At 38.7% G+C, this 26,842-nt stretch carries 23 protein-coding genes and 3 pseudogenes; 23 read left to right on the top strand and 3 right to left on the bottom strand.

From position 1 onward, the window contains the following. Positions 1-190: 190 nt before the first annotated feature. The 12 genes from RI196_RS10370 to RI196_RS10315 all read left to right on the top strand — a co-directional run bounded on the left by RI196_RS10370 (position 191) and on the right by RI196_RS10315 (position 17,021). Positions 191-1,948 carry a 2-oxoacid:acceptor oxidoreductase subunit alpha gene (locus RI196_RS10370; protein WP_117016773.1) on the top strand — a complete coding sequence of 586 codons (1,758 nt, stop codon included), beginning with the start codon at positions 191-193 and terminating at the stop codon, positions 1,946-1,948. Further along, the gene (locus tag RI196_RS10365) at positions 1,949-2,815 is read left to right on the top strand and encodes a 2-oxoacid:ferredoxin oxidoreductase subunit beta (protein ID WP_063386733.1); all 867 of its coding nucleotides are present in this window, start codon (positions 1,949-1,951) and stop codon (positions 2,813-2,815) included. It begins immediately after the preceding gene. A 203-nt stretch (positions 2,816-3,018) separates the two neighbouring features. Continuing rightward, positions 3,019-4,551 (top strand): tRNA (N6-isopentenyl adenosine(37)-C2)-methylthiotransferase MiaB, encoded by a 1,533-nt coding sequence (gene miaB / locus RI196_RS10360; protein WP_063386734.1) that lies wholly within the window; start codon positions 3,019-3,021, stop codon positions 4,549-4,551. Beyond that, a complete protein-coding gene (locus RI196_RS10355) occupies positions 4,551-4,976 on the top strand; it encodes a YlbF/YmcA family competence regulator (protein WP_063386735.1) in 426 nt (141 codons plus the stop codon). Before miaB ends, RI196_RS10355 begins: the two co-directional genes overlap by 1 nt. Before the next feature lie 242 nt (positions 4,977-5,218). Further along, complete coding sequence (cotE, locus tag RI196_RS10350; RefSeq protein ID WP_063386736.1) at positions 5,219-5,773, top strand: outer spore coat protein CotE; 555 nt, start codon at positions 5,219-5,221, stop codon at positions 5,771-5,773. A gap of 561 nt (positions 5,774-6,334) precedes the next feature. Then, positions 6,335-8,953 carry a DNA mismatch repair protein MutS gene (mutS, locus tag RI196_RS10345; RefSeq protein ID WP_311066214.1) on the top strand — a complete coding sequence of 873 codons (2,619 nt, stop codon included), beginning with the start codon at positions 6,335-6,337 and terminating at the stop codon, positions 8,951-8,953. A 9-nt stretch (positions 8,954-8,962) separates the two neighbouring features. Beyond that, entirely contained in the window at positions 8,963-10,861 is a 1,899-nt protein-coding gene (gene mutL / locus RI196_RS10340) for a DNA mismatch repair endonuclease MutL (RefSeq protein WP_311066213.1), read from the top strand. A 226-nt stretch (positions 10,862-11,087) separates the two neighbouring features. Next, positions 11,088-12,044, top strand: coding sequence for a tRNA (adenosine(37)-N6)-dimethylallyltransferase MiaA (gene miaA, locus RI196_RS10335; RefSeq protein ID WP_311066212.1), 957 nt, complete (start codon positions 11,088-11,090; stop codon positions 12,042-12,044). Positions 12,045-12,074: 30 nt separating this feature from the next. Continuing rightward, a complete protein-coding gene (gene hfq / locus RI196_RS10330) occupies positions 12,075-12,302 on the top strand; it encodes an RNA chaperone Hfq (protein ID WP_066246428.1) in 228 nt (75 codons plus the stop codon). 417 nt (positions 12,303-12,719) lie between these two features. Next, positions 12,720-13,634 carry a stage V sporulation protein K gene (gene spoVK, locus RI196_RS10325; protein WP_232515765.1) on the top strand — a complete coding sequence of 305 codons (915 nt, stop codon included), beginning with the start codon at positions 12,720-12,722 and terminating at the stop codon, positions 13,632-13,634. An 898-nt stretch (positions 13,635-14,532) separates the two neighbouring features. Further along, positions 14,533-15,738, top strand: coding sequence for a GTPase HflX (gene hflX / locus RI196_RS10320; protein ID WP_311067346.1), 1,206 nt, complete (start codon positions 14,533-14,535; stop codon positions 15,736-15,738). 14 nt (positions 15,739-15,752) lie between these two features. Next, positions 15,753-17,021, top strand: a complete 1,269-nt coding sequence (locus RI196_RS10315) for a methionine gamma-lyase family protein (protein ID WP_311066211.1) — start codon at positions 15,753-15,755, stop codon at positions 17,019-17,021. Positions 17,022-17,028: 7 nt separating this feature from the next. Here the strand turns inward: RI196_RS10315 and RI196_RS10310 are convergent. Further along, positions 17,029-17,133 (bottom strand): annotated as a pseudogene (locus RI196_RS10310) (helix-turn-helix domain-containing protein); the annotation flags it as partial. Positions 17,134-17,232: 99 nt separating this feature from the next. Here RI196_RS10310 and RI196_RS10305 point away from each other — a divergent pair. From RI196_RS10305 to RI196_RS10285, 5 genes and pseudogenes are all read left to right on the top strand, one after another. Further along, positions 17,233-17,640 (top strand): MerR family transcriptional regulator, encoded by a 408-nt coding sequence (locus tag RI196_RS10305; protein ID WP_130158320.1) that lies wholly within the window; start codon positions 17,233-17,235, stop codon positions 17,638-17,640. Positions 17,641-17,688: 48 nt separating this feature from the next. Continuing rightward, the gene (glnA, locus tag RI196_RS10300; protein ID WP_311066210.1) at positions 17,689-19,023 is read left to right on the top strand and encodes a type I glutamate--ammonia ligase; all 1,335 of its coding nucleotides are present in this window, start codon (positions 17,689-17,691) and stop codon (positions 19,021-19,023) included. A gap of 162 nt (positions 19,024-19,185) precedes the next feature. After that, positions 19,186-19,547 (top strand): annotated as a pseudogene (locus RI196_RS10295) (transposase); the annotation flags it as partial. Between the two features lie 976 nt (positions 19,548-20,523). Then, entirely contained in the window at positions 20,524-21,195 is a 672-nt protein-coding gene (locus RI196_RS10290) for a GOLPH3/VPS74 family protein (RefSeq protein WP_311066209.1), read from the top strand. 13 nt (positions 21,196-21,208) lie between these two features. After that, complete coding sequence (locus tag RI196_RS10285; RefSeq protein ID WP_063386746.1) at positions 21,209-21,466, top strand: helix-turn-helix domain-containing protein; 258 nt, start codon at positions 21,209-21,211, stop codon at positions 21,464-21,466. A 1,189-nt stretch (positions 21,467-22,655) separates the two neighbouring features. On the opposite strand, the pseudogene RI196_RS10280 reads toward RI196_RS10285, so the two are convergent. Continuing rightward, positions 22,656-22,820 (bottom strand): annotated as a pseudogene (locus RI196_RS10280) (IS21 family transposase); the annotation flags it as partial. Between the two features lie 204 nt (positions 22,821-23,024). Between RI196_RS10280 and RI196_RS10275 the strand changes: the two are divergent. The 5 genes from RI196_RS10275 to RI196_RS18580 all read left to right on the top strand — a co-directional run bounded on the left by RI196_RS10275 (position 23,025) and on the right by RI196_RS18580 (position 24,600). Continuing rightward, positions 23,025-23,189 (top strand): hypothetical protein, encoded by a 165-nt coding sequence (locus RI196_RS10275; protein WP_311066208.1) that lies wholly within the window; start codon positions 23,025-23,027, stop codon positions 23,187-23,189. Positions 23,190-23,342: 153 nt separating this feature from the next. Beyond that, positions 23,343-23,720 carry a YmaF family protein gene (locus RI196_RS10270; protein WP_311066207.1) on the top strand — a complete coding sequence of 126 codons (378 nt, stop codon included), beginning with the start codon at positions 23,343-23,345 and terminating at the stop codon, positions 23,718-23,720. 137 nt (positions 23,721-23,857) lie between these two features. Then, positions 23,858-24,070, top strand: a complete 213-nt coding sequence (locus tag RI196_RS18590; protein WP_375338813.1) for a helix-turn-helix domain-containing protein — start codon at positions 23,858-23,860, stop codon at positions 24,068-24,070. Beyond that, entirely contained in the window at positions 24,067-24,441 is a 375-nt protein-coding gene (locus RI196_RS18585; RefSeq protein WP_375338749.1) for an IS3 family transposase, read from the top strand. The genes RI196_RS18590 and RI196_RS18585 overlap by 4 nt, the downstream gene beginning before the upstream one ends. Continuing rightward, a complete protein-coding gene (locus RI196_RS18580) occupies positions 24,442-24,600 on the top strand; it encodes an IS3 family transposase (protein ID WP_130157903.1) in 159 nt (52 codons plus the stop codon). A 72-nt stretch (positions 24,601-24,672) separates the two neighbouring features. Here RI196_RS18580 and RI196_RS10265 read toward each other — a convergent pair whose 3' ends face one another. Next, positions 24,673-25,440 (bottom strand): SDR family oxidoreductase, encoded by a 768-nt coding sequence (locus tag RI196_RS10265; protein ID WP_311066206.1) that lies wholly within the window; start codon positions 25,438-25,440, stop codon positions 24,673-24,675. A 281-nt stretch (positions 25,441-25,721) separates the two neighbouring features. On the opposite strand from RI196_RS10265, the gene RI196_RS10260 reads away from it, so the two are divergent. Continuing rightward, a complete protein-coding gene (locus RI196_RS10260; protein ID WP_311066205.1) occupies positions 25,722-26,831 on the top strand; it encodes an MDR/zinc-dependent alcohol dehydrogenase-like family protein in 1,110 nt (369 codons plus the stop codon). Positions 26,832-26,842 lie beyond the last annotated feature (11 nt).

The following is a 26,842-nucleotide window of genomic DNA, read 5'->3' as shown; positions in this document are numbered from 1 at the left end:
TAGGGATAAAATTGAAATCGTTTAGGATTATCCCAAAAATTTTAAGGTATGGTGGTTTTGCTGCCAGAACAAGGTTATTATGGCTAAAAATAGCATAATTCATCATCATAGACTTTTCGACAGGGCAGTGGGCCTCTAAAATACCGGAAATGATAAAGATATTTTAGATCCAAAGGAGTGTAACATAGAAATGGTAAACCAACTCTCATGGAAAGTCGGTGGGCAGCAAGGAGAAGGAATCGAAAGTACAGGAGAAGTCTTTGCAATTACGCTCAACCGGCTTGGTTATTACCTATATGGATACCGCCACTTTTCTTCACGAATTAAAGGGGGACATACAAACAATAAAATTCGTGTCAGCACGAAGAAAGTTCGAACGATAAGCGATGATTTAGATATTCTTGTTGCTTTTGACCAAGAAACGATCGATTTTAATTTTCATGAATTGCGGGACGGCGGAATTATACTTGCCGATGCAAAGTTTGGACCGAAAATCCCTGAAGGAAGCAATGTTTCCTTATATTCAGTACCTTTTACGGAAATCGCTTCAGAGCTGGGAACATCTTTAATGAAGAACATGGTTGCAATCGGTGCAACAAGCGCAATTTTGAATCTTGACCCGTCATTATTTCAGGAAGTTGTACAAGACACTTACGGAAGAAAAGGCGAACAAGTCGTCTTAAACAACATGGAGGCGATTAGAAAAGGCGCCCAATATTTAAAAGAAGAATTAGGGTTTGACCGTTCAGATCTTTATTTGGAAAAAGCGGATGGTCAAAAGCGGATGTTCATGATTGGAAACGACGCCATCGCTCTAGGTGCGATTGCCGCTGGTGCACGCTTTATGGCTGCCTATCCGATTACTCCCGCTTCGGAAATTATGGAATATTTGATTAAAAAGCTTCCAGATTTAGGAGGAGCTGTCATTCAGACGGAAGACGAAATCGCTGCAGCCACAATGGCGATTGGAGCCAACTATGCCGGTGCTAGGGCATTTACTTCCTCTGCTGGTCCAGGTTTATCATTAATGATGGAATCGATCGGTCTGTCAGGCATGACGGAAACTCCGCTAGTCATAGTTGATACACAGCGCGGTGGTCCGAGCACTGGACTTCCAACTAAGCAGGAGCAATCGGATTTAATGGCTATGATTTACGGAACACATGGAGAGATACCAAAAATTGTTATTGCACCGAGCACGGTGGAAGAAGCATTTTATGATACGGTTGAGGCGTTTAACTTAGCGGAAGAGTACCAATGCCCTGTGATTGTACTTTCTGATTTGCAGCTTTCTCTTGGTAAGCAAACGGTTGAACCTCTTTCCTATGAATCTATCCAAATTCGGCGCGGAAAACTATTAAATGAAGAATTAGTTCCGGAAGCAGGCAATCAAGGGTATTTCAAACGCTATGAAATAACAGAAGACGGTATATCGCCGCGAGTGATTCCTGGAATGAAAAACGGCATCCACCATGTGACAGGTGTTGAGCACGATGAAACCGGAAAACCTTCGGAAGCTGCCGCAAACAGAAAGGCGCAAATGGAAAAACGGCTTCGCAAATTAGAACAAATAGAGTTCAACAATAAAGTTCATAAAAATGACAAGCATGAAGAGCCGGATATTTTGTTCATTGGCTACATTTCGACAAGAGGGGCCATTGAGGAAGCGATGGAACGTCTAGAAGAAGACGGAGTGAAAGTGAACCATGCGCACATCCGTCTCATTCATCCATTCCCGAAAGAGGAAATTCGCCCGCTCATTGAAAAGGCCAAACAAGTCATCGTTGTGGAGCATAATGCAACAGGACAATTAGCAAATCTTATAAAAATGAATGTCGGATTTGCTGACAAAATTCAATCTCTATTAAAATATGACGGAAACCCGTTCCTGCCGAATGAAATTTATACGCAAAGCAAGGAGTTCACAAAACAAGGAGTGTTGTTCTAAATGGCCACTTTTAAAGATTTTCGCAACAATGTCAAACCGAATTGGTGTCCGGGTTGCGGCGATTTCTCGGTTCAAGCAGCTATACAGAGGGCAGCGGCTAATGTCGGTTTGGAACCGCATCAGCTTGCAGTCATTTCCGGAATTGGATGCTCAGGAAGGATTTCAGGTTATATATATTCTTACGGCTTCCATGGAATTCACGGTCGTGCGCTTCCGATCGCACAAGGTGTAAAAATGGCGAACCAAGATTTAACGGTCATAGCAGCTGGCGGTGACGGCGATGGGTTTGCTATTGGTACGGCGCATACCATTCATTCGATGAGAAGAAATATCGACATTACGTATATTGTGATGGACAACCAAATTTACGGGTTAACAAAAGGACAAACGTCCCCAAGAAGTGATGTCGGTTTTAAAACAAAAAGCACCCCGCAAGGTTCAATTGAATCTCCGCTGTCCGTAATGGAATTGGCGTTAACAGCAGGTGCTACGTTTGTTGCGCAAAGCTTTTCGACAGATTTAAAAGATTTAACTTCCTTGATCGAACAAGCAATTCAGCATAAAGGCTTTTCCTTTATCAACGTGTTCAGTCCTTGCGTTACTTATAACAAAGTGAACACATACGACTGGTTTAAAGAGAATTTAACAAAGCTGAAAGATATTGAAGGATATGATCCTTCTGACAAAAAACTTGCGATGCAAACGTTAATGGAATATAACGGTCTTGTAACAGGTCTTATTTATCAAAATAAAGAACAAAAACCATATGAAGAGCTTGTTCCAGGATTCGGCGAAGTGCCGCTTGCAAAAGCTGAACTGAAACTTAGCAAAGAGAAATTTGACGAATTAGTAGCAGAGTTTATGTAGGAGAGGGGTTCCCCTCTCTCTTTTTTTGATTTCAATTGTTAAAGGAAGAAATCTACTTTTTGCTTATTTCTAGAAATCTTGTATCGAAAATTTTTAAAAAAAGTGTCTTTATTATAAAATAATGGTGCAATATTGTGTTCTGCTACTTAACACGATATACTATAAAACAGTGTACACTTTTAAACATGAAGGAGTAATGCGCCATGAATGAAAAACAACGATTAGCAACCACGCTGGTTAATCCTTCGGACAAAAAATCCGAGAAGGATTACAGTAAGTATTTCGAGCGTGTTTACATTCCGCCTTCTTTAAAAGATGCGAAAAAGCGCGGAAAAGAAGAAGTGAAATACCATAAAGATTTTGTCATTCCTGAACATTTAAAAGGAATGGGAGAAGGCAGAAAGTTTTATATTCGCACATACGGATGTCAAATGAATGAACATGATACGGAAGTGATGGCCGGTATTTTTATGCAGCTCGGATATAAGCCGACTGACAGCACAGAAGATGCTGATGTTATTTTGTTAAACACATGTGCGATCAGGGAAAACGCTGAAAACAAAGTATTTGGGGAAATTGGGCATTTGAAGCCGCTCAAAATGGAAAAGCCGGATCTTATCTTAGGTGTTTGCGGCTGCATGTCCCAAGAAGAATCTGTTGTCAACAAAATTTTAAAGCAGTACCAATATGTTGATTTAATTTTTGGAACACACAACATTCACCGCCTTCCGCATTTGTTGAATGAAGCGTACATGTCGAAGGAAATGGTCGTGGAGGTTTGGTCAAAAGAAGGCGATGTGATTGAAAACCTTCCGAAAGTCCGGAAAGGAAATATTAAAGCTTGGGTCAATATTATGTACGGCTGCGACAAATTTTGCACATATTGCATTGTTCCGTACACTCGAGGCAAAGAACGGAGCCGCAGACCGGAGGATATTATTCAAGAAGTTCGCCACCTTGCAGCGCAAGGGTATAAAGAAATCACGTTACTTGGTCAAAACGTAAATGCCTACGGGAAAGATTTTGACGATATCAAATACGGCCTAGGCGATTTAATGGACGAGCTTCGAAAAATCGATATCGCCAGAATTCGTTTTACCACAAGTCACCCGAAAGATTTTGACGACCGTTTAATTGAAGTTTTGGCCAAAGGCGGCAACCTTGTCGATCATATCCATCTTCCGGTGCAGTCAGGCAGCTCGGAAATATTGAAATTGATGGCACGCAAATATACGCGCGAACAGTATTTAGAATTAGTGCAAAAAATTAAAAAGGCGATTCCAAACGTTTCGTTAACGACTGATATCATTGTCGGCTTTCCAAATGAGACGGATGAGCAGTTTGAAGAAACACTCTCCCTCTATCGCGAAGTCGGCTTTGACAGTGCCTATACGTTCATTTATTCGCCTCGGGAAGGAACGCCTGCTGCTAAAATGAAAGATAATGTCCCGATGGAAGTGAAAAAAGAACGGCTGCAGCGATTAAATGCATTAGTCAACGAAATTTCCGCCCAAAAAATGAAAGAATATGAAGGCAAAGTCGTTGAGGTATTAGTTGAAGGCGAGAGCAAAAACAATCCTGACATTTTGGCAGGGTATACGAGAAAAAATAAACTAGTTAACTTTAAAGGTCCGAAATCGGCGATTGGTCAGCTTGTAAAAGTAAAAATTACAAAAGCCAAAACCTGGACTCTTGATGGAGAAATGGTGGAAGAGCAAATTGGGGTGACATTGTAATGGCGTATACGAAAGACGATATTTTAGAAAAGGCAAAAGAACTGGCGCAAATGATAGCCGAAACAGAGCAAGTTGACTTCTTTAAAAAAGCGGAAGAACAAATTAACGAAAATCAAAAAGTTCGGGAAATGATTGCCAGCATTAAAAGCCTGCAAAAACAAGCCGTCAATTTTCAGCATTTCGGAAAGCATGAAGCTCTCAAACAAGTGGAGGAGAAAATTGACAGCCTGTATGAAGAATTAGATCAAATTCCGATCGTCCAGCAATTTAAAGAATCGCAAATTGAAGTTAACGATCTTCTTCAATTAGTAGCGAATACAATTTCAAACCATGTGACAAATGAAATTATTCGTTCAACTGGAGGTAATCTGTTAACGGGTGAAACAGGCGCCCAAATTCGGAATAAACATGGATCTTGCCATTAATCGTATTAAGGTTTTCAGGCTATTTTTGAAAAAATAAAAACCGTTTGAGCTTATGAACAATCGGTATTTCTATGATTTCGGCCAACCCTCCCTCATTTTGTTTAAAGACGCGTCAGCGTCTTTTTTAATTTTTGGTACATATTTTCTGGCTCATGCATAGAATGAACTAGAAGGATTTATGAAAATATCGAGCTTGTCCTAGCGAAAATCTTTTTACGATCGTTTTGAGGAGGGTTTGGCAAATGGCAGAATATAGGGAAATCATAACGAAAGCGGTAGTAGCAAAAGGTCGAAAGTTTACTCAAGCAACACATACGATTAGTCCTGAGAAGAAACCAGCAAGTATTTTGGGTGGTTGGATTATTAACCATAAATATGATGCGCAAAAACGGGGGAAAACAGTTGAAATCGAGGGAACATATGATATTAACGTTTGGTATTCATTTGATGAAAATACGAAAACAGAAGTAGTTACAGAGCGTGTCAAGTATACAGATGTGTTAAAATTACGATATAAAGATGACAACTATTTAGATGACGAGAACGAAGTGGTTGCCCGTGTTTTGCAGCAGCCGAATTGTCTGGAAGTCACCATTTCTCCAAACGGCGAAAACATTGTGGTTCAAGTAGAAAGAGAATTTTTAGCAGAGGTCATCGGAGAAACGAAAGTGGTCGTCTCCGTCCATCCTAACAACTTGTCTGAATCCGATGAGGAATGGGATGATTGGGAAGAGGATTTAGAGGATGAAATAGAAGATTTGACGCCAGAGCTTTTAGAAGGTGAACCAGAAGAATAATGAAAAACTAGGAGGGCTGCTTCCTAGTTTTTTTATGTCAAAGATTTGATGGAAAAAACTAATTTGCGATAATCGCGCACTGGTTTCCTTGTTTTTTAGTCAAATGTTTGACGGAATAAATAATCTGCGAATAATCGTGCCCTTGCTTCCTGTTTTTTATGTCAAAGATTTGACGGGAAAAACTAATTTTGCGATAATCGCTCGCTGGGTTCCTTGTTTTTTCGGCAAATGTTTGACGGAATAAACAATCTACGAATAATCGTGCCCTTGCTTCCTGTTTTTTATGTCAAAGGTTTGGCGGAATAAACTAATTTGCGATAATCACGCACCTGTTTCTTAATTTTTTATGTCAAAAGTTTAAAGGAATAAACAAATCCGCCATTAATCATGAACATTTATGTCAAAGGTTGACGCAATAAACAAATTTGCGAATAATCATGTATGTGCTTTTTAGTTTTATTGTTTTGTCATAGGTTATTTGAGCGAATAAGTTTTTTTCGGAATAAAGAGTTTGTGCTATAATAAAAGATGTTAACTTTTACATACAGTCGGGGGATGAACATGGCACAATACACGCCAATGATACAGCAATATTTAAACATCAAGGCAGACTATCAGGATGCCTTTTTATTTTTTCGTTTAGGCGATTTTTATGAAATGTTTTTTGAGGATGCCATCAAGGCTTCTCAAGAATTGGAAATTACGTTAACAAGCCGTGATGGCGGGGGCGAGGAAAGAATCCCAATGTGCGGGGTGCCGTATCACTCAGCCTCAAGCTACATCGAACAGCTCATTGAAAAGGGCTATAAGGTGGCAATTTGTGAACAAACAGAAGATCCGAAACAAGCAAAAGGTGTTGTGAAGCGGGAAGTCGTTCAGCTCATTACACCAGGGACATTAATGGAAGGAAAAGGGCTAGGCGAGAAAGACAACCAATATATTGCTTCCGTTACGGTCTTTGAAGCGCTTTTCGGCTTAGCTTTGACAGATATTACGACAGGGGAATCATATGTCACCCTTCTCTCCACAATGGAGGACTGCTTGGGAGAGCTTTATTCCCGCCAAGTGAAAGAGATTGTAGTGGCAGATGATTTTCCTGAGAAACTAAAAAAAATGATATTAGAAAGACAGCCTGTGACATTTTCGATTGAAAAAGACGCAGCTTATCTTGAAAAATTAGACAGCATTGCAGGACATTTGCAAGATCAGCGGCTGAAAATAACGTTTGCAAGGCTATACAACTATTTAGAACGGACGCAAAAACGGACGCTTGAGCATTTGCAAAAGGTGGAGTTTTATCAATTAAATCAATATTTAAAAATTGATATGTACTCGAAAAGAAATTTGGAGCTGACCGAGACGATTCGGTCGAAAGGAAAAAAAGGCTCTCTTCTTTGGCTGTTAGATGAGACGAAAACAGCTATGGGCGCGCGTCTGCTGAAGCAATGGATTGACCGTCCGCTTATTGACAAAAAAGAAATTGAAAAGCGGCAAAATATCGTTGGAATGTTGATCGACCGCTATATCGAAAGAGAAGAACTAAGGGAATTGCTGAAGGAAGTATACGACTTAGAAAGACTGTCAGGAAAAATTGCGTTCGGAAATGCAAATGCAAGAGATCTGATTCAATTGAAAAAGTCGCTTGAAAAAATTCCTGAGATCCGCTCAATCGTTGCTTCGTTAGGAATTGCTGATTCGGAGCAAATAAAAAAAGAAATTGATCCTTGTGAAAGCTTGAAGGAGTTGCTTCAAAAAGCGATCATCGAAAACCCGCCGATTTCAGTCAAAGAGGGGAACATCATTAAGGACGGATTTAACGAAGAATTGGATCGCTACAGAGATGCAGCGAGAAACGGAAAAACGTGGATAGCAGAGCTGGAAAAAAGAGAAAGAGAGCTGACAGGAATTAAATCGCTTAAAATCGGCTACAACAAAGTGTTTGGATATTATATTGAAGTAACGAAAGCGAATCTTCATCTTTTGGATGAAGGAAGATATGAACGGAAACAGACGCTGGCCAATGCCGAACGTTATGTGACACCAGAGCTGAAAGAGAAAGAAGCGTTGATTTTAGAAGCGGAAGAAAAAATCGTTGATCTTGAGTATGAATTGTTCGTGCAAATTCGCGACGAAGTAAAGCAATATATTCCTAGATTGCAGCTCTTGGCTAAAAAGATTGCCGAGCTTGACTGCCTGCAATGCTTTGCTGTAATCAGCGAAGAACGACATTATACGAAACCGTCCTTTTCCGACTCCGAGCTTTACATAAAAGACGGTCGTCATCCAGTCGTAGAAAAAGTGATGGAATCCGAAAACTATGTTCCGAATGATTGCTGGATGAAAGAAGGAAGGAACATTCTTTTAATCACCGGTCCAAACATGTCAGGAAAAAGTACGTACATGCGGCAAATTGCTTTAACGGCTGTTTTGGCGCAAATCGGCTGCTTTGTCCCTGCCAGTGAAGCGGTTCTGCCGATCTTTGACCAAATTTTTACTAGAATTGGAGCGGCTGACGATTTAGTATCAGGGCAAAGTACGTTTATGGTGGAAATGCTGGAAGCCAAAAATGCGATTGTACATGCCACGAATCAAAGCTTGATTTTATTTGACGAAATCGGGCGCGGGACATCGACATATGACGGCATGGCGCTTGCTCAAGCGATAATCGAATACATTCACGACCACATCGGAGCCAAAACATTGTTCTCGACCCATTATCACGAATTAACTGTGCTTGGAGATGAATTGCAAAATGTGCAGAACGTCCATGTTAAGGCAATAGAGGAAAACGGAAAGGTTGTTTTTCTCCATAAAGTGGATGAAGGGGCGGCTGATCAAAGCTACGGAATTCATGTTGCTGAGCTTGCGGAACTTCCTGAAATTCTTATCCAAAGGGCAAAAGAAATATTGAGCAAGCTGGAAGGAGACAATCAGAAAGAGAAACATACACCATCCGTCATCGAGCATTCGGTGGAACGGAGCATCGAGTATTCTGCGGAGCCAAGCCAGCTTTCTTTATTCGGCGATGAAATAGCAGAGAAGAAAAAAGAGCCGGCAGGGAAAAAGCTTTCATCAAAGGAAAAAGAGGTGCTCTCCATCATTTCTTCCTTAGATCTATTGGATATGACGCCTCTTGAAGCATTAAACACACTGTATGACATCCAAAAGAAATTGAAATAGGTGATGATGATGGGAAAAATCATCCTTATGGATGCTAGTTTATCCAACAAAATTGCCGCTGGGGAAGTCGTGGAGCGGCCGGCTTCTGTTGTGAAAGAACTAGTCGAAAATGCGATTGATGCAAACAGCACAGTGATTGAAATTGAGGCGGAAGAAGGCGGTTTGAGCAAAATTCGCGTCGTGGACAATGGGGACGGAATGGAGCCAGATGATTGCGAAAAGGCGTTTAAGCGGCATGCAACAAGCAAAATTAAAGATGAAGCGGATTTATTCCGCATCCGAACTCTCGGCTTCCGAGGCGAAGCGCTGCCTTCGATTGCCGCCGTTTCTCATCTGGAAATGAAAACTAGCACTGGGGATAAACCCGGGACGAAAATTACTTTAATCGGCGGGAAGGTAACAGCAAAAGAGACAGCATCAAGTCGAAAAGGAACGGACATTACGGTCACGAACCTGTTTTTCAATACGCCGGCGCGATTGAAGTATATGAAAAGCTTGAATACGGAGCTTGGGAGAATAACCGACATAGTCAATCGTCTTGCGCTGAGCTATCCAAACATATCGTTTAAATTTACGCATAACGGCCGGCGACTTCTATATACGAACGGCAAAGGAGATGTACGGCAAGTTCTTGCAGCGATTTACGGGGTTCCCATTGCGAAAAAAATGTTTCCAGTCCATTTCCGTTCGCTTGATTTTGACATACGCGGCTATTTATCGTTGCCGGAAGTGACAAGAGCATCCAAAAACTATATTTCTACGATGATCAACGGGAGATTTATTAAAAATCATTCCATTACGAAGGCGGTGGAAGAAGGGTACCATACGCTCCTGCCTATAGGGCGTTTTCCGGTCGTCTATCTTCATATTGAAATGGATCCGATCTTAGTGGACGTAAATGTTCATCCTGCCAAACTGGAGGTCAGAATCAGCAAAGAAGCGGAATTATTTGAAGTCATCGCAAAAGGCATCCAGGATGCATTTAAGAAAAAAGAGCTTATCCCAACCTCTGATACAGTCAAAAAGAAAAAAGAGCACCCGGTAAACGTGCAGCAGGAGATCCAATTTGAACATCTGATCAATGAGGAAAAACAGGATCCAGAATGGACGTTTCAACCAAAAACGGCTGATAATCAATGGAAAGAAGATGATTTGTATTCGATTGATCATAGAGGAGCGGATGAAGAGCAGCAACAATCCTTTTCCTCTGAAAAAATAGCTGAACCTAAAGTTGTCGATGGAGAAACTGAAGTACAAGAGTATTTGCCAAATAACAACGAAGAACATGAAGAGAAGGTTTCGGACAATAATAGGTTGGATGAAAGCCGAGTTCCTCCAATGTATCCAATTGGACAGATGCACGGCACTTACATTTTGGCGCAAAATGAAAAAGGATTATATATAATCGATCAGCATGCTGCCCAAGAAAGAATCAAATATGAATATTTTCGCGAAAAAGTTGGGGAAGTGGCGAGCGAAGTGCAGGAAATGCTTGTTCCCCTAACACTGAGCTTTTCCTCTGATGAAGTCATGGTGATCGAAGAGCATAAAGAAGAGCTGGCTGAGGTCGGAGTGTTTTTGGAGAATTTTGGACCGAACACCTATATCATTCGATCTCATCCAACATGGTTTCCGCAAGGTGAAGAAAAAGAAATTATTGAAGAGCTGATCCAGCAGGTGCTTAATGAAAAAAAGACGGATATCCACAAGCTTAGAGAAGATGCAGCCATCATGATGAGCTGCAAAGGATCAATTAAAGCGAATCAATATTTAAACAATGAAGAAATATTCGCGTTACTAGAATCGCTAAGAAAAGCGTCAGATCCATTTACTTGCCCTCATGGCCGGCCGATCATCATTCATTTTTCCACCTATGAGCTCGAAAAAATGTTTAAGAGGGTTATGTAATAGTTTTCTGCTGCATGTAAAAGATCGTTGTCAAGTTATGAGGTAAATGGAGATGAGAGCAATGATTGGACAAGAGTTGTTTTTTTCGGATTAGAGCAGTATAAAGAGAATATGAAATCAATTGAAAAGAGTATACTCTATGATGAAAAAGGGTATAATACATTGGTGTTTTCTTAAAAATCATGATACGATGAAACAGTGAGTATTTTTTGAAAGTGTGGTCAATATGGAAGAAGAAAAGGATAGACTTGTTGTTTTAATTGGCCCAACTGCTGTCGGAAAGACGAAACTAAGCATTGAATTAGCCAAAAAATTAAACGGCGAAATTATCAGCGGCGATTCCATGCAGATTTATAAAGGAATGGATATCGGAACAGCAAAGATAAAAGAGCATGAAATGGAAGGAATCCCCCATCATTTAATTGACTTAAAGAATCCTTCGGAAGAATTCTCCGTTGCCGAGTTTCAAAAGCTTGCGAGAAAAGCAATTGCCTCGATAACTAAGCGCGGAAAAATGCCGATGATTGTTGGGGGAACAGGCTTGTACATTCAAGCGGTTCTATATGATGATTACCAATTTTCCGATATTCAATCTGACCCTGAAATAAGAAAAGAACTGGAAAATTTTTTGCATGAGCATGGGAATTTAGCATTACACGAGCGTTTACAGGAAATCGACCCTGACAGTGCAGAACGAATTCATCCAAACAATGCTAGGAGAGTCATCCGTGCTTTAGAAATTTACTATAAAACAGGAAAAAAAATGAGCGAGCATATAAAGACGCATGAAGCAAATGAGCGCTATCATACTGCCATTATCGGCCTTACGATGGACCGCGATGTATTGTATCAACGCATTGATAAAAGAGTTGACGAAATGATTGAGGAAGGTTTGATTGAAGAAGCAAAATCACTGTATGATTCTGGAGTTCGCGGTGTACAATCTGCGCAGGCGATTGGATATAAAGAATTATACGATTTTTTTGATGGCAAGGCTTCTCTTGCAGAAGCAATTGAAACGTTGAAAAAAAACACAAGAAGATATGCGAAAAGGCAACTAACATGGTTTCGAAACAAAATGAATGTCAAATGGTTTGATATGACTCCACCTGTCTCGATGGAAGAAAAAGTTAGTGAAATTTTTCATTATATAGCAGGAAAGCTTCTTTCTGAGAAGAAATAATAAATATAGAGGATATGAGGAGGACGAATGATGAAGCAACCGATAAACATTCAAGATCAAGTGTTAAATCAGTTACGAAAAGATGGCACTTACGTGACCGTGTTTTTATTAAACGGTTTCCAAATTAGAGGACAAGTAAAAGCATTTGATAATTTTACGGTCCTCATCGAATCAGAGGGCAAACAGCAGCTCATTTACAAGCATGCGATCTCAACATTTGCACCGCAAAGAAATGTACAAATTGACATTGAAGCATGACGAAAAAACCGGAGATGATCTCCGGTTTTTTCATGAGAAGGAAAGGTTTCGTGGCAGCGGTTCCGAGATGTCAGGTATTTTCTATCTGCAATCCATGTTTTCCTAATTATCGGCTAAACGCAGATAATTTGAATGGTCGTTATTTTTGCCCTTCGCTAATATTTAACTGACCTGTCCTAGAATCTGTACTTGTCCAGGCCGCAAGCCACCCAGGCTTCAGAAAAATACTGCTTAGTTTTTATTAAGACATAGATGAAAAGAAGGTTTGTACTACTTGGCTTTCAGCATAAATATTAATAATAACAACCTTTTTCCATGACATGTTCCTTTAAACAAAGTAGATGTAATTTAGAAGATAAATATAAAAATGAGGTGAAGCCTGTGGAGCGAGCGGTCACCTTCAAAAATAACGGCCAAATGAATATTGTCTTAGGACAGAGCAAAACTGAACTTGAAGGTAAAAAGGAAAAAATCGCGACATATGATCTTTCCATTTCCAAAGCGGCTGTCGAACACAGTGTATTAAAAGAGATTGAACAGGAGATGGGCGCATTAGTTGGAATGGAAGAAGTGAAAAGATTATTAAAGGAAATATATGCATGGATTTTTGTGAATAAAAAAAGAGAAGAACAGGGGTTAAAAACCGGAAGGCAAGCGCTTCATATGCTGTTTAAAGGGAATCCCGGAACGGGAAAAACAACGATCGCGCGATTGATTGGAAAGCTTTTTTTCCAAATGAATGTTTTATCGAAAGGGCACTTAATTGAAGCGGAGCGGGCTGATTTAGTAGGTGAATATATCGGCCATACAGCACAAAAAACGCGCGATTTGATCAAAAAATCACTTGGCGGAATTCTTTTTATTGATGAGGCATACAGTTTAGCCCGCGGAGGAGAAAAAGATTTCGGAAAAGAAGCAATTGACACCCTTGTCAAACATATGGAAGACAGACAGCATGATTTTGTGTTAATTTTAGCTGGATATCCAAGGGAAATGGATCGTTTTTTATCTTTAAATCCCGGACTCGAATCCCGTTTTCCGATCGTAGTTGATTTCCCAGACTATTCAGTCGATGAGCTGATGGAAATAGCAAAATTAATGATGAAGGACAAAGAGTATCGATTTAGCCATGGAGCTGAATGCAAATTGAAAGAGCATTTGCTAAAAGTGAAATATGCGACTCACCCAACGAACTTTTCAAATGGAAGATATGTTCGCAACATTATCGAAAAATCTATACGGGCACAGGCAATGAGGCTCCTGCTTTCTGATAAGTTTGGCAAGGAAGATTTGCTTCTTGTAAAAGAAGAAGATTTAATATTAAACGTATAAGCAGCCCCTAGGCTGCTTTGCTTGATTATTGAAAAGAATTGATTGATAAATCTTTATTTAAATGGGCTTTGAAGAAAGCTCCTGTTTCATTGCTGCACATAATTTACACAAATTCGTTTATTTTTCTCACATAGTTTAGAAAAGAATTTAATTGGCTGAAACGATTAGAATTTGATACTCTTAACGTTGACTCAATAAGTTTTTCTAGTGTTGAAGTGCGTTGATGATTTAAGTTTGGTAATCATTATTTTGACTCAATACGTTTCTGTTTTTAAAGCATACTGAAGATGATTTAGTTGAGTCCTAATTTTGAACTTAGAAACGTTTCTAATCTTGAAGTGCGCTAAGGATGATTGGAGTTTGTATCCTAATTTTGAACTTAGAAACGTTTCTAGTGTTGAAGTGTGCTGAAGATGATTTGGATTTGAACTCAGTACGTTTTGTTTTGAAATGTGCTGAAGATGAATTGAGTTTGATCATCCTACCTTTGAACTTAATAATGTTTCTAAAGTTGAAATGTGCTAAATGATCCTACCTTTGAACAGAGTACGTTATTGTCTTGAAGTGCGCTAAAGAATGATTGGAGTTTGTATCCTAATTTTGAACTTAGAAACGTTTCTAGTGTTGAAGTGTGCTGAAGATGATTTGAATTTGAACTCTGTACGTTTTGTTTTGAAATGTGCTGAAGATGAATTGAGTTTGATCATCTTACTTTTGAATTCAATACGTTTCTTTTGTCTTAAAGTGCACTAAAGATGATTTAAATTTGATAACCTTATCATTGAACCGTTTATCGAAGGTTTAATTCATAACGCATAGCTTATAAATTTGCAGCATAATTGGAGGAAGAAGACGAGTGGAAGAGAAAGAACAGGTGATTCTCGTTGGCGTCAAGTTCATGGAAACCGATGAAGAACAGTTTTTTTATTTAATGGAAGAGCTGAAATCGCTCACGGCTGCTGCGGGCGGCCAAGTCGCAGCTGTTTGCACACAAAATCGATTGAGGGCCGAACCATCTACATATATTGGAAAAGGAAAAGTTTATGAGATTAAACAGCTTATCGAAACGACAGAGGCAAATACCGTTATTTTCAATAATGAGCTGTCGCCCAGCCAGCTGCGAAATTTAGCTCGTCTGTTAGAGGTAAAAGTGATCGATCGGACTCAGCTAATTTTGGACATTTTTTCAAAAAGGGCGAAGTCAAGAGAAGGGAAACTTCAAGTTGAGCTGGCACAGCTTGAATATTTGCTTCCGAGACTTTCGGGACATGGATTGAATCTATCTCGGCAAGGAGGAGGAATCGGGACAAGAGGTCCGGGAGAAACGAAGCTTGAAACGGATCAAAGGCACATCCGAAATCGCATTCACGATATAAAACAACAGCTGTCCCATATTGTTTCCCATCGCGAGCGTTATCGTTCGCAAAGAAAGAGTAATCATCAAACTCAAATCGCTCTTGTTGGCTATACCAACGCAGGAAAGTCAACGCTGTTCAATAAGCTGACAGCTGCTGATTCATTTCAGGAGGATATGGTGTTTGCCACATTGGATCCTATGACAAGGAAAATGTTTCTCCCATCCGGCATGAAGGTGCTCATGACTGATACTGTCGGCTTTATCCAGCAGCTGCCAACAAGCCTTATCGCTGCTTTTCGTTCTACGTTAGAAGAAATAAAGGAAGCAGATTTGCTTTTACATATCGTCGACAGCTCTCATCCTGACTATATTCAGCATGAAAACACTGTGAATGAATTATTAAAAGAATTAGGAACGGACGGATTGCCTGTTTTAACAGTGTACAATAAAAAAGATCAACAACTAGAGCATTTCTTTCCTTCTTTAAAGGAAGACTATATTGTCATTTCTGCTTTTTGTGACGAAGATATAGAACGGTTAAAAACAGCTATTGAAGAAAAATTAAAGAAAAAAATGCATCCTTACGTTGTCTCCGTTCCAACAGGTGATGGGAAACGTCTATCGTTGTTAAAAGCAAATACGCTCGTTTCAACCTTGCAATTTGACGAACAAAATCAGCACTATATCGTTTCTGGTCTAGTGTTTCGCGACCATCCAGTATATGATCAAATTATGAAGAATAAGTAGAAAGGGTTTTACAGATGTTTCAATATTTTACACATGGAAAAAAAATTATGGAGATAGCTCAAAAAGTAGAAAAAAAAATAAAACCATTTCACGAAGAAATTGACAAAGTAGTGGAAGTAAATCAGCTTCGCGTGCTCAGAAGCTTTCAAAAGCATCGGGTGAGCGATTCCCATTTTATTCCCTCAACAGGATACGGATATGATGATATCGGCAGGGATACATTGGAAGATGTTTATGCTGATATTTTTGGATGTGAAAAAGGACTTGTCCGGCCGCAAATCATTTCTGGTACACACGCCATTTCAACGGCTCTCTTCGGCGTATTAAGGCCCGGTGATGAACTCATCTATATTACCGGCAAGCCGTATGATACGCTTGAAGAAATTGTCGGTATCCGCGGAAAGGGGACAGGCTCTTTAAAAGAATTTGGCATTTCTTATCAAACAATTGATCTGACTTCTGAAGGACGAGTTGATTTTGACCGAGTAAAAGCGGCAATCAGTGATAAAACAAAAATGATCGGAATTCAGCGTTCTAGAGGATATGATGTCAGACCGTCATTTTCCATTCAGGAAATTAAGGAAATGGTTTCTTTCATCAAATCAATCAATGAAAAAATTGTTGTTTTTGTCGATAATTGCTACGGTGAGTTTACCGAAGATCAGGAGCCGGGACATGCAGGTGCTGATCTTATTGCAGGCTCTCTTATAAAAAATCCTGGAGGAGGGCTTGTGAAAACGGGAGGATACATCGTTGGAAAAGAAGAGCTCGTGGAAGCTTGCGCGTACCGGCTCACTTCGCCTGGTATCGGAAGGGAAGCCGGTGCAATGCTTTACAGTCTTCATGAGATGTTTCAAGGTATTTTTCTCGCTCCGCATGTTGTTGGACAAGCGCTAAAAGGAGCGATTTTTACCGCTGCAATGCTGGAAGAAATCGGGTTGCGAGTCAATCCTAGCTGGAATGAGAAAAGATCAGATCTAGTTCAGTCCGTTCAGTTTGATAATGCAGATATGATGATTGCGTTTTGCCAAGCGATTCAATCTGCATCGCCCATAAACTCACATGTAACACCGGTTCCAAATGAAATGCCGGGTTATAGCGATCAAGTCATCATGGCGGCCGGGACTTTTGTCCAAGGCTCCAGCATCGAGCTTTCAGCGGATGGACCGATTCGTCCTCCATATGTGGCATATGTGCAGGGAGGCTTGACGTTTGAACATGTCAAAATCGCTATTTTCCATGCCGTCAATGAATTAATAGAAAAACGATTAGTCGAACTATAAAAAAACATTTCATCTGGTTCAGCGTTCTGCTTACGGTTTCTAGGGTAGTTCCGATCATATTTGCCAATTCTCGATTCGTTAAATGGGCTGTCAAACGATAAAGTTTTCCTTGTATAAAAAACCATGTTAAATTTTATGACATTATATTGACATGATATCTTACATTCATCTATAATGTAGATAAGCAAAAGGAAGGAGGGGCTAAAAGAGCATGAATGATCAAGACCGCCGTTCCATGCCGTTGTTTCCAATTAGCATCGTAAAACAGCTGACGGAACTATCTGCCAGACAAATAAGATATTATGAAGAACATGGTCTTATTTCCCCTGCGAGAACGGAAGGCAATCGCCGGTTATTTTCCTTCAATGATGTCGATAGATTGCTTGAAATTAAATCGTTGATTGAGCAGGGTGTCAATATGGCAGGTATTAAGCAAATATTTGCGTATAAAGAAAACGAACAAGAAAGACAAACTTCCGAAAGATCCTCATTGGCAAAAGAAAAATCAGATTTATCTGATGCCGAACTTCGCAAACTATTAAAGGAAGAACTTCTCCATGCTGGAAGAATGAACCGTGCAACATTAAGACAAGGAGACCTTTCACGGTTCTTTCATTGATAATATCGCTATCTAAATTTATTTTTTATATATGAGAGGAGAAATAATATGCCAAAGTACACAAAAGAAGATATTATTCGTTTAGTCCAAGAAGAAAACGTAAAATTTATCCGCCTACAGTTCACTGACATTTTGGGAACGATTAAAAACGTTGAAATTCCTGTTTCCCAATTAGAAAAAGCGTTGAATAACAAAATGATGTTTGACGGATCATCGATTGAAGGCTTTGTCCGCATTGAGGAATCTGATATGTATCTGTATCCTGATTTAGATACGTTTGTCATTTTCCCATGGACAGCGGAAAAAGGGAAAGTTGCCCGCTTAATTTGCGATATTTACAATCCTGATGGAACGCCTTTTGAAGGAGATCCGCGCAACAACTTAAGACGAGTACTGAAGGAAATGGAAGAGCTCGGATTTACCGCTTTCAATTTAGGTGCTGAGCCGGAATTTTTCTTATTCAAACTGGATGAAAAGGGTGAACCAACATTAGAATTGAATGATAATGGCGGATATTTTGACCTTGCGCCGACTGATTTAGGCGAGAACTGCCGCCGCGACATTGTGTTGGAACTTGAGGAAATGGGATTCGAAATCGAAGCTTCCCACCACGAAGTAGCACCTGGTCAGCATGAAATTGACTTTAAATATGCAGATGCCATCAAAGCTTGTGATGACATTCAAACATTTAAGCTTGTTGTGAAAACCATTGCCCGTAAACACGGCTTGCACGCAACATTCATGCCAAAACCATTGTTCGGCGTCAACGGTTCAGGTATGCACTGCAACCTTTCTTTATTCCGCAATGGTGAAAATGCATTCTACGATCCAAATACAGAAGATGGATTAAGCGAAACAGCTTTACAATTCATTGCAGGTGTCATCAAACATGCAACAAGCTTTACAGCTGTGACAAACCCAACTGTTAACTCTTACAAACGTTTAGTGCCTGGCTACGAAGCTCCTTGCTATGTTGCATGGTCCGGCCGCAACAGAAGCCCGTTAATCCGGATTCCTGCATCTCGCGGCATGAGCACTCGTATTGAAGTGCGCAGCGTTGACCCATCTGCAAACCCATACCTTGCCATGGCTGTACTCTTGAAAGCTGGTCTCGATGGCATTAAAAACAAATTAACTCCGCCAAAACCAGTAGATCGCAACATTTATGTGATGACAAAAGAAGAACGCATCGAAAACGGCATTGTCGACCTTCCAGCAACATTATATGAGGCACTTGAAAACTTAAAACAAAACGAAGTCATTGTCAGTGCTTTAGGATCCCATTTATTCGAACATTTCGTCGAAGCAAAAGAGATCGAATGGGATATGTTTAGAACTCAAGTGCACCCATGGGAGCGCGAACAATACATCACTCAATATTAATCCCGAAACCCCTTGACGCTCAAGCGTTGGAGGGGTTTTATATTTGTGGGTGAAAACAATAAATCTAACTTTCAATAAAAAGCACCCACAAAAATTGAAAAAAATTACTCCATAATTGATGAGGTGTATTCTTCATATTTACGCATCGAATCTTGATCAACCGTGAAAGCAGATTTACGGCAAATTCAATTATTCCACACAGACAGAGGCAATGAATTCAAGAACAAGACAATTGATGAAGCTCTAGATACTTTTCAGATTAATCGGTCGTTAAGCATGAAGGGTTGTCCCTATGACAACGCAGTAGCTGAAGCAACCTTTAAAATTATCAAAACAGAATTTGTTAAAGGTAAATATTTCGAAAATTTAGACCAGTTGAAACTGAAATTAGATGATTATGTTCATTGGTTTAATATATTAGAATCCATGGAACACTTGGGTATTTAAGCCCGCTGGAGTACAAAGAGAAACACCTCAAACAGAAAAAATCACCAATCATTTTTCAGATCATGTTCTTATTTTAGATCGTAAGAACCGATTGAATAGACCTAAACCAATTTTTCCAGAATGAAACGTTAAATATGGTCTCACTCTTCCTTCAAATGAATGAGAAGGGAATGAACCGGATGTTTACTTTATTAAAACGGATGGATCAGGTAAAATGGTTGATAAAACACGGATTTCATTGTCGGCAGGCAAACTTTGAAATCTGTTTTAAACGGAAATAAAAAAGAGTCGTCGACCCCCAATCGTGGCAAAAATCCCCGGGGATCGACGACTCTTTCAAATCTTCATTGAGCCCAAGCAAATCAAAGATTTGATAAAAATTCCACTTTTCGCTAAAATAAAAATAACCAGTCAAGCATTAAAAATGAAATGCTTATTTAACAACTTTTTTTGGGGTTTTTATCTTAACTATGAGGAATTGAAACATGATTTTGATAGAAATTTTCTATGGGACTGTGGGGTTTTTATCTTAACTATGAGGAATTGAAACGCTAATATGTGTCGCAACGTATAGTAGTCCAAGTCGTTTTTATCTTAACTATGAGGAGTTTTCATCTTAAATTATGAAGAAAAGCTTTAAACAAAAAGCACGGCCTTTTGATATGATCCCCTTATAGTAGACAGAAAAAAGAAAGCCCATTAATCTGTCTACTATGGAGGGGATTTTTCTATGATATGATGGAAAGTTTAAAAAGAAAGCTGTGGATTTATATTTGAAAGAGGGTATGGGATACAAAGCGGTGGCAAAAGAATTGGGAATAAGTCATTCCATGGTACGTCTTGGCTGAAACTTTTACATAACTGAACCGGATTATTCTAATCGATTTACATAAGCATTTGATCATTCTTCAGTATTTTTGGTTGAGGTTGTCTTCCTGGATCATAAATATGGGGTTGCATTTTTTTGCTTTATCACATATAGTAAGTAGTAAGTGATAAGTAGTAAGTAGAAAGTAGGGAAATCGAAAATACATTTTTAAGGAGGTAAGTCAATTGTTAAAAGATTTAACTATTCCTCAAGAATTTGTATTATTAGCTTTAGACCGTGAAACAAATAAACTAAAATCGATTTTCCGGCAGCATATCGCACTCTATACAGTCATGGCCTGTCTAGTCGAGTTATCTCTAAAAGGAAAGGTACAATTTGAAGACGATAATACAGTAACTATCTTGGATTCTACTCCTACTGGAGATAAGGCCATTGACCGTTTATTAGAAATCATGACTTCGAAAAAACCGAAAAAAGTTAAAAATTGGGCATCTTATTTTTATCAGCATTGGTATAAGCAACGTGAAATTTATAAATTAGTGGTAGAAAGCCTTGTAGAAAAAGATGTTCTAAAAGTGGAAAATACCGAAATCTTGTTTGTCTTACCAAAGAAAAAATATGTAGATGTTGCAAGCACCCGCAATTACATTGTTGAAAAAATCCGTGCTGAATTATTAGAAGAAGGTAATGTGGAAGAGCATACCGTTGTATTAGTATTGTTCTTAAATGCGAAGAAAATGTTAAATGATTATTTTTCTGATTTCGAGCGCAAAGAATTGAAACGAAAAATAGAGCAACTAAAAAAAGAAAAGGTATTTGAAACCATTAAATCTATTGATAAAGCAATTCGAAATATGGATGCTGCAATTACTACCAGTGCATCTGCTGCAACATAAAAGGTGAAAGTAAATGGCAAAACGGAGAAGTTTAGAGAAAATCAAGAAATCAGAGTTTGTAAGTATTAGTGAATTAGTTCGACTTTCTGGTGTTCGTTACAGTACCATTAAATTTTATACCGAGGAGGGACTCGTTCCTTTTGAACAGGAAGATACCAGATTGATGAGAAGATATCCTCGTGTGAAAGCACTTGAACGATTGAAAGAAATAAAAAGGTTGAAAGAAGAAGAAGGGTTAACAATAAAAGAAATTAAAGAGAAGCTGTTATAGTTGTTAATTTGGTCAAATGCTGACAAGCTGGGCTCAGATCTGGTTTAGATCTGAGCTCTTTTAATGTAACACATCATTTTGCATAAATTGGAAATATAATTAAATGGTATCGTATTGATTAGATAATTTGTGGAATTTTCTTATAGTTGATGAGTTTGTCCAATCTAACTCTTTTTTAAAAACATAACTTAAAAGTAGGGATCGCAATTAGCCGTTCACCAATATTCAAAAATCTCCTTGTCAGAAAGGAGGGATAAAGTGGAACATTTAAGGAGATATCAGGGAGAGCCAGTTGAGGTTATCGATCGTAATGGATGGGTTCATAGAGGAGTAATAGAATGGGTCGATCCAGTACGAGGAGGAATGTTTATTCGCACCGGCTTTAGAAGAAGATTTATCCCATTTTTCTTAATCGCTGCTCTTTTTCTCTTAAGATTTGGAAGACGGCGGGTTTTCTAAAAACGATAACTAAAAATCTTTGTCCCATCATTTGAATCCACGTTACTCGATTTGTAAACTGAATAGATGTTTAATCAACACATCTTTAAAGAGCATATAGGTTCTTTTCAGCTATCCCATTTTGTCAACAAGCTATAACCTTGCCGTTTGGCAGGGCTTTTTTATTTTAGTGGAATGAATTATTTGGAGGTGATGCCGCGCTTGAAATTGTTGGGAGGCTGCGCTGTCCCATTTGTGTTTTTTGCAAATTAAAAGTGCAGAGAATTGCAAAATCCTTATTCAGTGATATGCAATGGGCTTTACATGGAGGAGGAGCCATGATAACCTTTTTTGGTTTTGCCGAAACTGTTGAAGCTGGCGCTTGGCTAAAGAATCATGGCTACAGAGGATCCATGTCAAGCTCTTGATGGATAGATCATATATATGTATATTTATACAAAATTTTGATAAAGATATACTGCAACACTCTGTAATTTTTTCTTGCAAAAAACAGATTAAACGTCGAGGATATGGATACAGAAATATCCAACGTTTTACTTTGCGTATCCGTTTATAGACCTCTATCACATTTTAATGTAAAAATCAAGTACATCTTTTGGTGGTGAACCAAATAGAAATAAAAAAGGGAATTTTAAGAAAAAACTACCGGGAAGTTTTTAGATTATTTTCTTAATAATTAGGTAATAGAAGCCGATCAGACATAGGTAGGGTTTTCCTTTCTCTGTAATGTTCCATTTAAATATTTATCAACGGTTCTACGATTTACACCTAGATCTCTAGCTAATTGACTTTTATTCATTTTCATCTTCAAATGCTCCATTAGTTGTTTTCATTTTGGTAAGTCTTCAAGACTCATAATCTCAAAATCAGATTCGACATTAATCGATATGTACATACTAATCACTTCATGATTAGTATGAAATCTAAAGTCAATTTTGTACATTATTATTCAAGCATTTGTGTACATATTTAAATTATCATTTCTAAACGGATCAGGACTGGGAGGAAATGTGCCTTTCCAATCGACCGAAAAGGATTGATTTTACGGACTGGAAGTGGAGCTGGATACAGTGAGTAAAGAGAATAGATTAGGAGGTTTTTGAATTATTTTGTAATCTTTAAAGGGTCATTCGGTGGATGTACATTTAAAAAATTTGAAACGTTAGATGAAGCAAAGGAGAGCGTAAAAGAGTTATATGAAATAGGCTGTAGAGAAGTTTACATGTCACAGGAAGTTCCGATGAAAGTGACGGTTGAGTTTTGAAGTTACGTTTTTAGAAAGAAGAATGAAAATGTTGAAAAAATTGTTAGTTTGTTTAGCAGGCAAATATGGGAGGTAATCTATCTGATACTAGCCCACACATCAACACCCCCATCATCATATGATACGAGGAAAATGAATGAAGGGGGAAAAACGATGGAGATACCCGTTAGCGACTATTTGGTTCATTCTGATGATTCTGATTCGCATCACTCGCATAACTTGTATATTACTACTTGGGACGGCAGGCCTGTACATGTTCACCAATTCTCCGGAGTTACTTCTTTTGATGTAGGCCATAGTCATAAATTTGTTGGTGTGACAGAACCTGCACCAAGTGGTGTTCCACATACACACCGTTATTTTACCTTTACCTCCTTCAATGATGGGCATAGGCATGAGATAAGTGGCGTTACCGGACCGGCTATTCCACTTCCAGGAGGGGGACATTATCACGAATTCTCTGGAGTTACAACAATAAACGGACGAATACCTCACACGCATCAATACAGAGGAAAAACAAGTAGTGAATAAAACTTGATGTGGGGATTTGAAAAAACTCATTCGAAGATTGGATGCAGCGGAACCGAGGTTATAGGCTTAAAAAGGACAAGGTCGTTCTACAGGAATACGAGTCCTCGAGCTGGTGCAGGTAGATTTGACCTTGTCCACTGACTCAACAGATTCGAAATGAGTATCTCAAGTCACGAAAGATTTACGGAAGACCAAAAATTACGCAAGAACTACGCAAACAAGGGATTCGTGTGTCTCAAAAGACGGTCGCTAGAATCATGAGCGAAGAAGGCTTGAGATGCATTACTGTCCGTAAATTCAAAGCCACACGAACAGTAACCATCCTTACAACGTATATTCTAATCTATTGAAACAAAACTTCCAAGCAACGGTTCCAAATGAAGTATGGATGGCCGATATTACGTACATTCCTACTGATGAAGGATGGTTGTATTTATTGAGCGCTATAGATTTATATACACGAAAGATCGTAGGTTGGTATATCGATATACGAATGACCAAAGAATTAGTCATCAAAACGTTACAACGGGCTCTAAACAACGAAAAACCAACGGAACGAGTGATTCATTATTCGGATTGTGGAAGTCAATATGCTTCGAATGACTATCAGCAACTTTTACAGGAACATCATTTTCAAGTGAGCATGTCGAGACGTGGGAACTGTTACGACAACGCTTGTATAGAGTCGTTTCATAGCCTCATCAAGAAAGAGTGTATTTAGCTGAAGCGATTCCGCACGCGGAAAGAAGCGAAACAAGCCATTTTTGAGTATATCGAATGCTTTTACAATCGTAAAAGAAGTCATTCTGCCCTTGGCTATGTATCGCCATGTGAATTTGAAGCTGCATATTACGTTAACCAGAGAAAAGTAGCTGCATAAATTCAGCTATTTCTCTCTGTTAACGTGTCCGTTTTCTTGACATAACACCAAACTTTCCTAACAGGAATGCTCCTATTTAATTGTATTACCGCCATCTATTACAATGTTCTCCCCTGTAATGAAGTTTGCTGCATCACTAGCTAAAAATAGTGCAACAGCAGCTACTTCTTCAGGATATCCGAAGCGACCAAGTGGAATTTCTTTCTTTGCCCTTTCTCCCTTTTCACCACTCCATGCTTTTTTACCTAATTCAGTTAAGATAACTGTCGGGGAAATAGCGTTTACATTAATTTTAAATTGTGCCCATTCATAAGCTAAAACTTTAGTCATTCCAATTACGCCGGCTTTACTTGCACAGTAAGCAACATGATTATCCAATGCGATGAGTGCTGCCTGTGAAGCTAAATTAATAATTTTTCCCCCATAACCTTGTTCAATCATCACATTGCCGATTTTTTGTGACATTTTAAATGTACCGGTTAGATTAATGTCAATCGTTTTTTGCCAATAATCATCGGAAATTTTTTCAGCATCATCAAGTAAAGCAATGCCAGCACAGTTTACAAGAATATCAATTTTCCCAAAGTAATTTTTCGCCATTTGTATTGCTTGGTCCATGCTATCATTATTTGTTACATCACAATAAATCCCGATTGCTTTTTCATCATTAATTTCTTTTGCGATATTACTTACATTTTCTTTTAAATCGAAAATTGCAACCTTTGCTCCCTTTTCAAGAAACAGTTCTGAAATTGCTTTTCCGATCCCGCTAGCACCACCGGTTACGATTGCAATTTTATCCTTAATGTTAAAGTTTTTATCATATCCTTGAAAAGACATGAATACCATCCTTTCTTTTTTATAATATTAAAAATAAAAAATATTAATTTTCGCTTTTTTATGCATTTTATTTCATTTTTTATTATTAGTCAATAAATGAAGGTAGTATATTTTCATAAAGAAACAAAAAATAAAAATAAATAAATATTATTGACAAAAAAGAAAAGTAAGTGATAAAATAAAACCACCAAATGAAAGCGATTGCATTTTTTCTTTTCTTTTATTTGTAAATATTTACTTTTAAATGACGATTAAAATTTTTGGAAAGGGGATAAATAATAATGAAATTAACAGCTATTAATAACAAATCGCAAAATTTTGAAATTCCAAAAACAATGAAGGCAGTTGTTGCTTATGCACCAGGAGATTATAGATTAGAAGAAGTAGAGACTCCCAAGATTGAAAACGATAAAGAGATAATTGTAAAAGTGGAAGCTTGCGGTATTTGTGCCGGTGATGTAAAAGCATTCTATGGAGCGCCAAGTTTCTGGGGAGATGAAAAACAGCCTCCTTATATTAAAGCGCCTATGATTCCAGGACATGAATTTATTGGACAAATTGTTCAAAAAGGTGATGCTGTTACAGATTTTGAAATTGGTGATCGCGTAATTTCCGAACAAATTGTCCCATGCTGGGAATGCCGTTTTTGTAAGCGTGGTCAATATTGGATGTGTGAAAAACATGACCTTTACGGATTTCAAAACAATGTAAACGGCGGAATGGCGGAATACATGAAGTTTACAAAAGAAGCAATTAACCATAAGGTTCCGAAAGATCTACCAATTGAAAAAGCTATTTTAATAGAACCATATGCTTGTAGCTTACATGCTGTACAACGTGCGCAGATTGAATTAGGAGATGTCGTTGTACTTTCCGGAGCCGGTACATTAGGTTTAGGAATGATAGGTGCAATTAAGAAATCCGGGGCCAAAACATTAGTAGTTTTAGATCTAAAAGAAGATCGTTTAGAGTTAGCAAAAAAATTTGGTGCCGACATTGTTATGAATCCGACTAAAGTTGACGTAGTACAAGAAATTAAAAATATGACTGACGGCTACGGTTGTGATGTATACATTGAAGCTACAGGTCATCCTTCTTCCGTTGAACAAGGTCTTCTTGCCATTAGAAAATTAGGTCGTTTTGTTGAGTTTAGTGTATTTGGCAAACCTGTAACAGTTGACTGGAGTATTATCAGTGACCGTAAAGAGCTTGATCTTTTAGGATCACACTTAGGACCTTATTGCTACCCGTTGGTTATTGAAGGAATTGCTAACGGTGATTTCCCAACTGAAGGTGTTGTAACTCATAAGTTACCGCTTGAAGAATTTGAAAAGGGATTTGAATTGATGGAAAAAGGGGAAAAATCTTTGAAAGTCATTTTAGTGCCGTAATGTCTTTCAGA

The organism is Aeribacillus composti (assembly GCF_031760945.1).
GTDB classification, from domain to species: domain Bacteria; phylum Bacillota; class Bacilli; order Bacillales; family Aeribacillaceae; genus Aeribacillus; species Aeribacillus composti.
Note: the sequence above shows the minus strand (reverse complement) of the source record. Positions and strands in the feature narration are given on the sequence as shown.

Coding starts and splice junctions, on each gene's coding strand:
- RI196_RS10260 (WP_311066205.1), top strand. CDS start 25,722: ATGAAATTAACAGCTATTAATAACAAATCGCAAAATTTTGAAATTCCA.
- hflX (WP_311067346.1), top strand. CDS start 14,533: ATGGAAACCGATGAAGAACAGTTTTTTTATTTAATGGAAGAGCTGAAA.
- spoVK (WP_232515765.1), top strand. CDS start 12,720: ATGAATATTGTCTTAGGACAGAGCAAAACTGAACTTGAAGGTAAAAAG.
- cotE (WP_063386736.1), top strand. CDS start 5,219: ATGGCAGAATATAGGGAAATCATAACGAAAGCGGTAGTAGCAAAAGGT.
- RI196_RS10355 (WP_063386735.1), top strand. CDS start 4,551: ATGGCGTATACGAAAGACGATATTTTAGAAAAGGCAAAAGAACTGGCG.
- RI196_RS10315 (WP_311066211.1), top strand. CDS start 15,753: ATGTTTCAATATTTTACACATGGAAAAAAAATTATGGAGATAGCTCAA.
- miaA (WP_311066212.1), top strand. CDS start 11,088: ATGGAAGAAGAAAAGGATAGACTTGTTGTTTTAATTGGCCCAACTGCT.
- miaB (WP_063386734.1), top strand. CDS start 3,019: ATGAATGAAAAACAACGATTAGCAACCACGCTGGTTAATCCTTCGGAC.
- RI196_RS10365 (WP_063386733.1), top strand. CDS start 1,949: ATGGCCACTTTTAAAGATTTTCGCAACAATGTCAAACCGAATTGGTGT.
- hfq (WP_066246428.1), top strand. CDS start 12,075: ATGAAGCAACCGATAAACATTCAAGATCAAGTGTTAAATCAGTTACGA.
- RI196_RS10285 (WP_063386746.1), top strand. CDS start 21,209: ATGGCAAAACGGAGAAGTTTAGAGAAAATCAAGAAATCAGAGTTTGTA.
- mutL (WP_311066213.1), top strand. CDS start 8,963: ATGGGAAAAATCATCCTTATGGATGCTAGTTTATCCAACAAAATTGCC.
- mutS (WP_311066214.1), top strand. CDS start 6,335: ATGGCACAATACACGCCAATGATACAGCAATATTTAAACATCAAGGCA.
- RI196_RS10370 (WP_117016773.1), top strand. CDS start 191: ATGGTAAACCAACTCTCATGGAAAGTCGGTGGGCAGCAAGGAGAAGGA.
- RI196_RS10265 (WP_311066206.1), bottom strand. CDS start 25,440: ATGTCTTTTCAAGGATATGATAAAAACTTTAACATTAAGGATAAAATT.
- RI196_RS10305 (WP_130158320.1), top strand. CDS start 17,233: ATGAATGATCAAGACCGCCGTTCCATGCCGTTGTTTCCAATTAGCATC.
- RI196_RS10270 (WP_311066207.1), top strand. CDS start 23,343: ATGGAGATACCCGTTAGCGACTATTTGGTTCATTCTGATGATTCTGAT.
- glnA (WP_311066210.1), top strand. CDS start 17,689: ATGCCAAAGTACACAAAAGAAGATATTATTCGTTTAGTCCAAGAAGAA.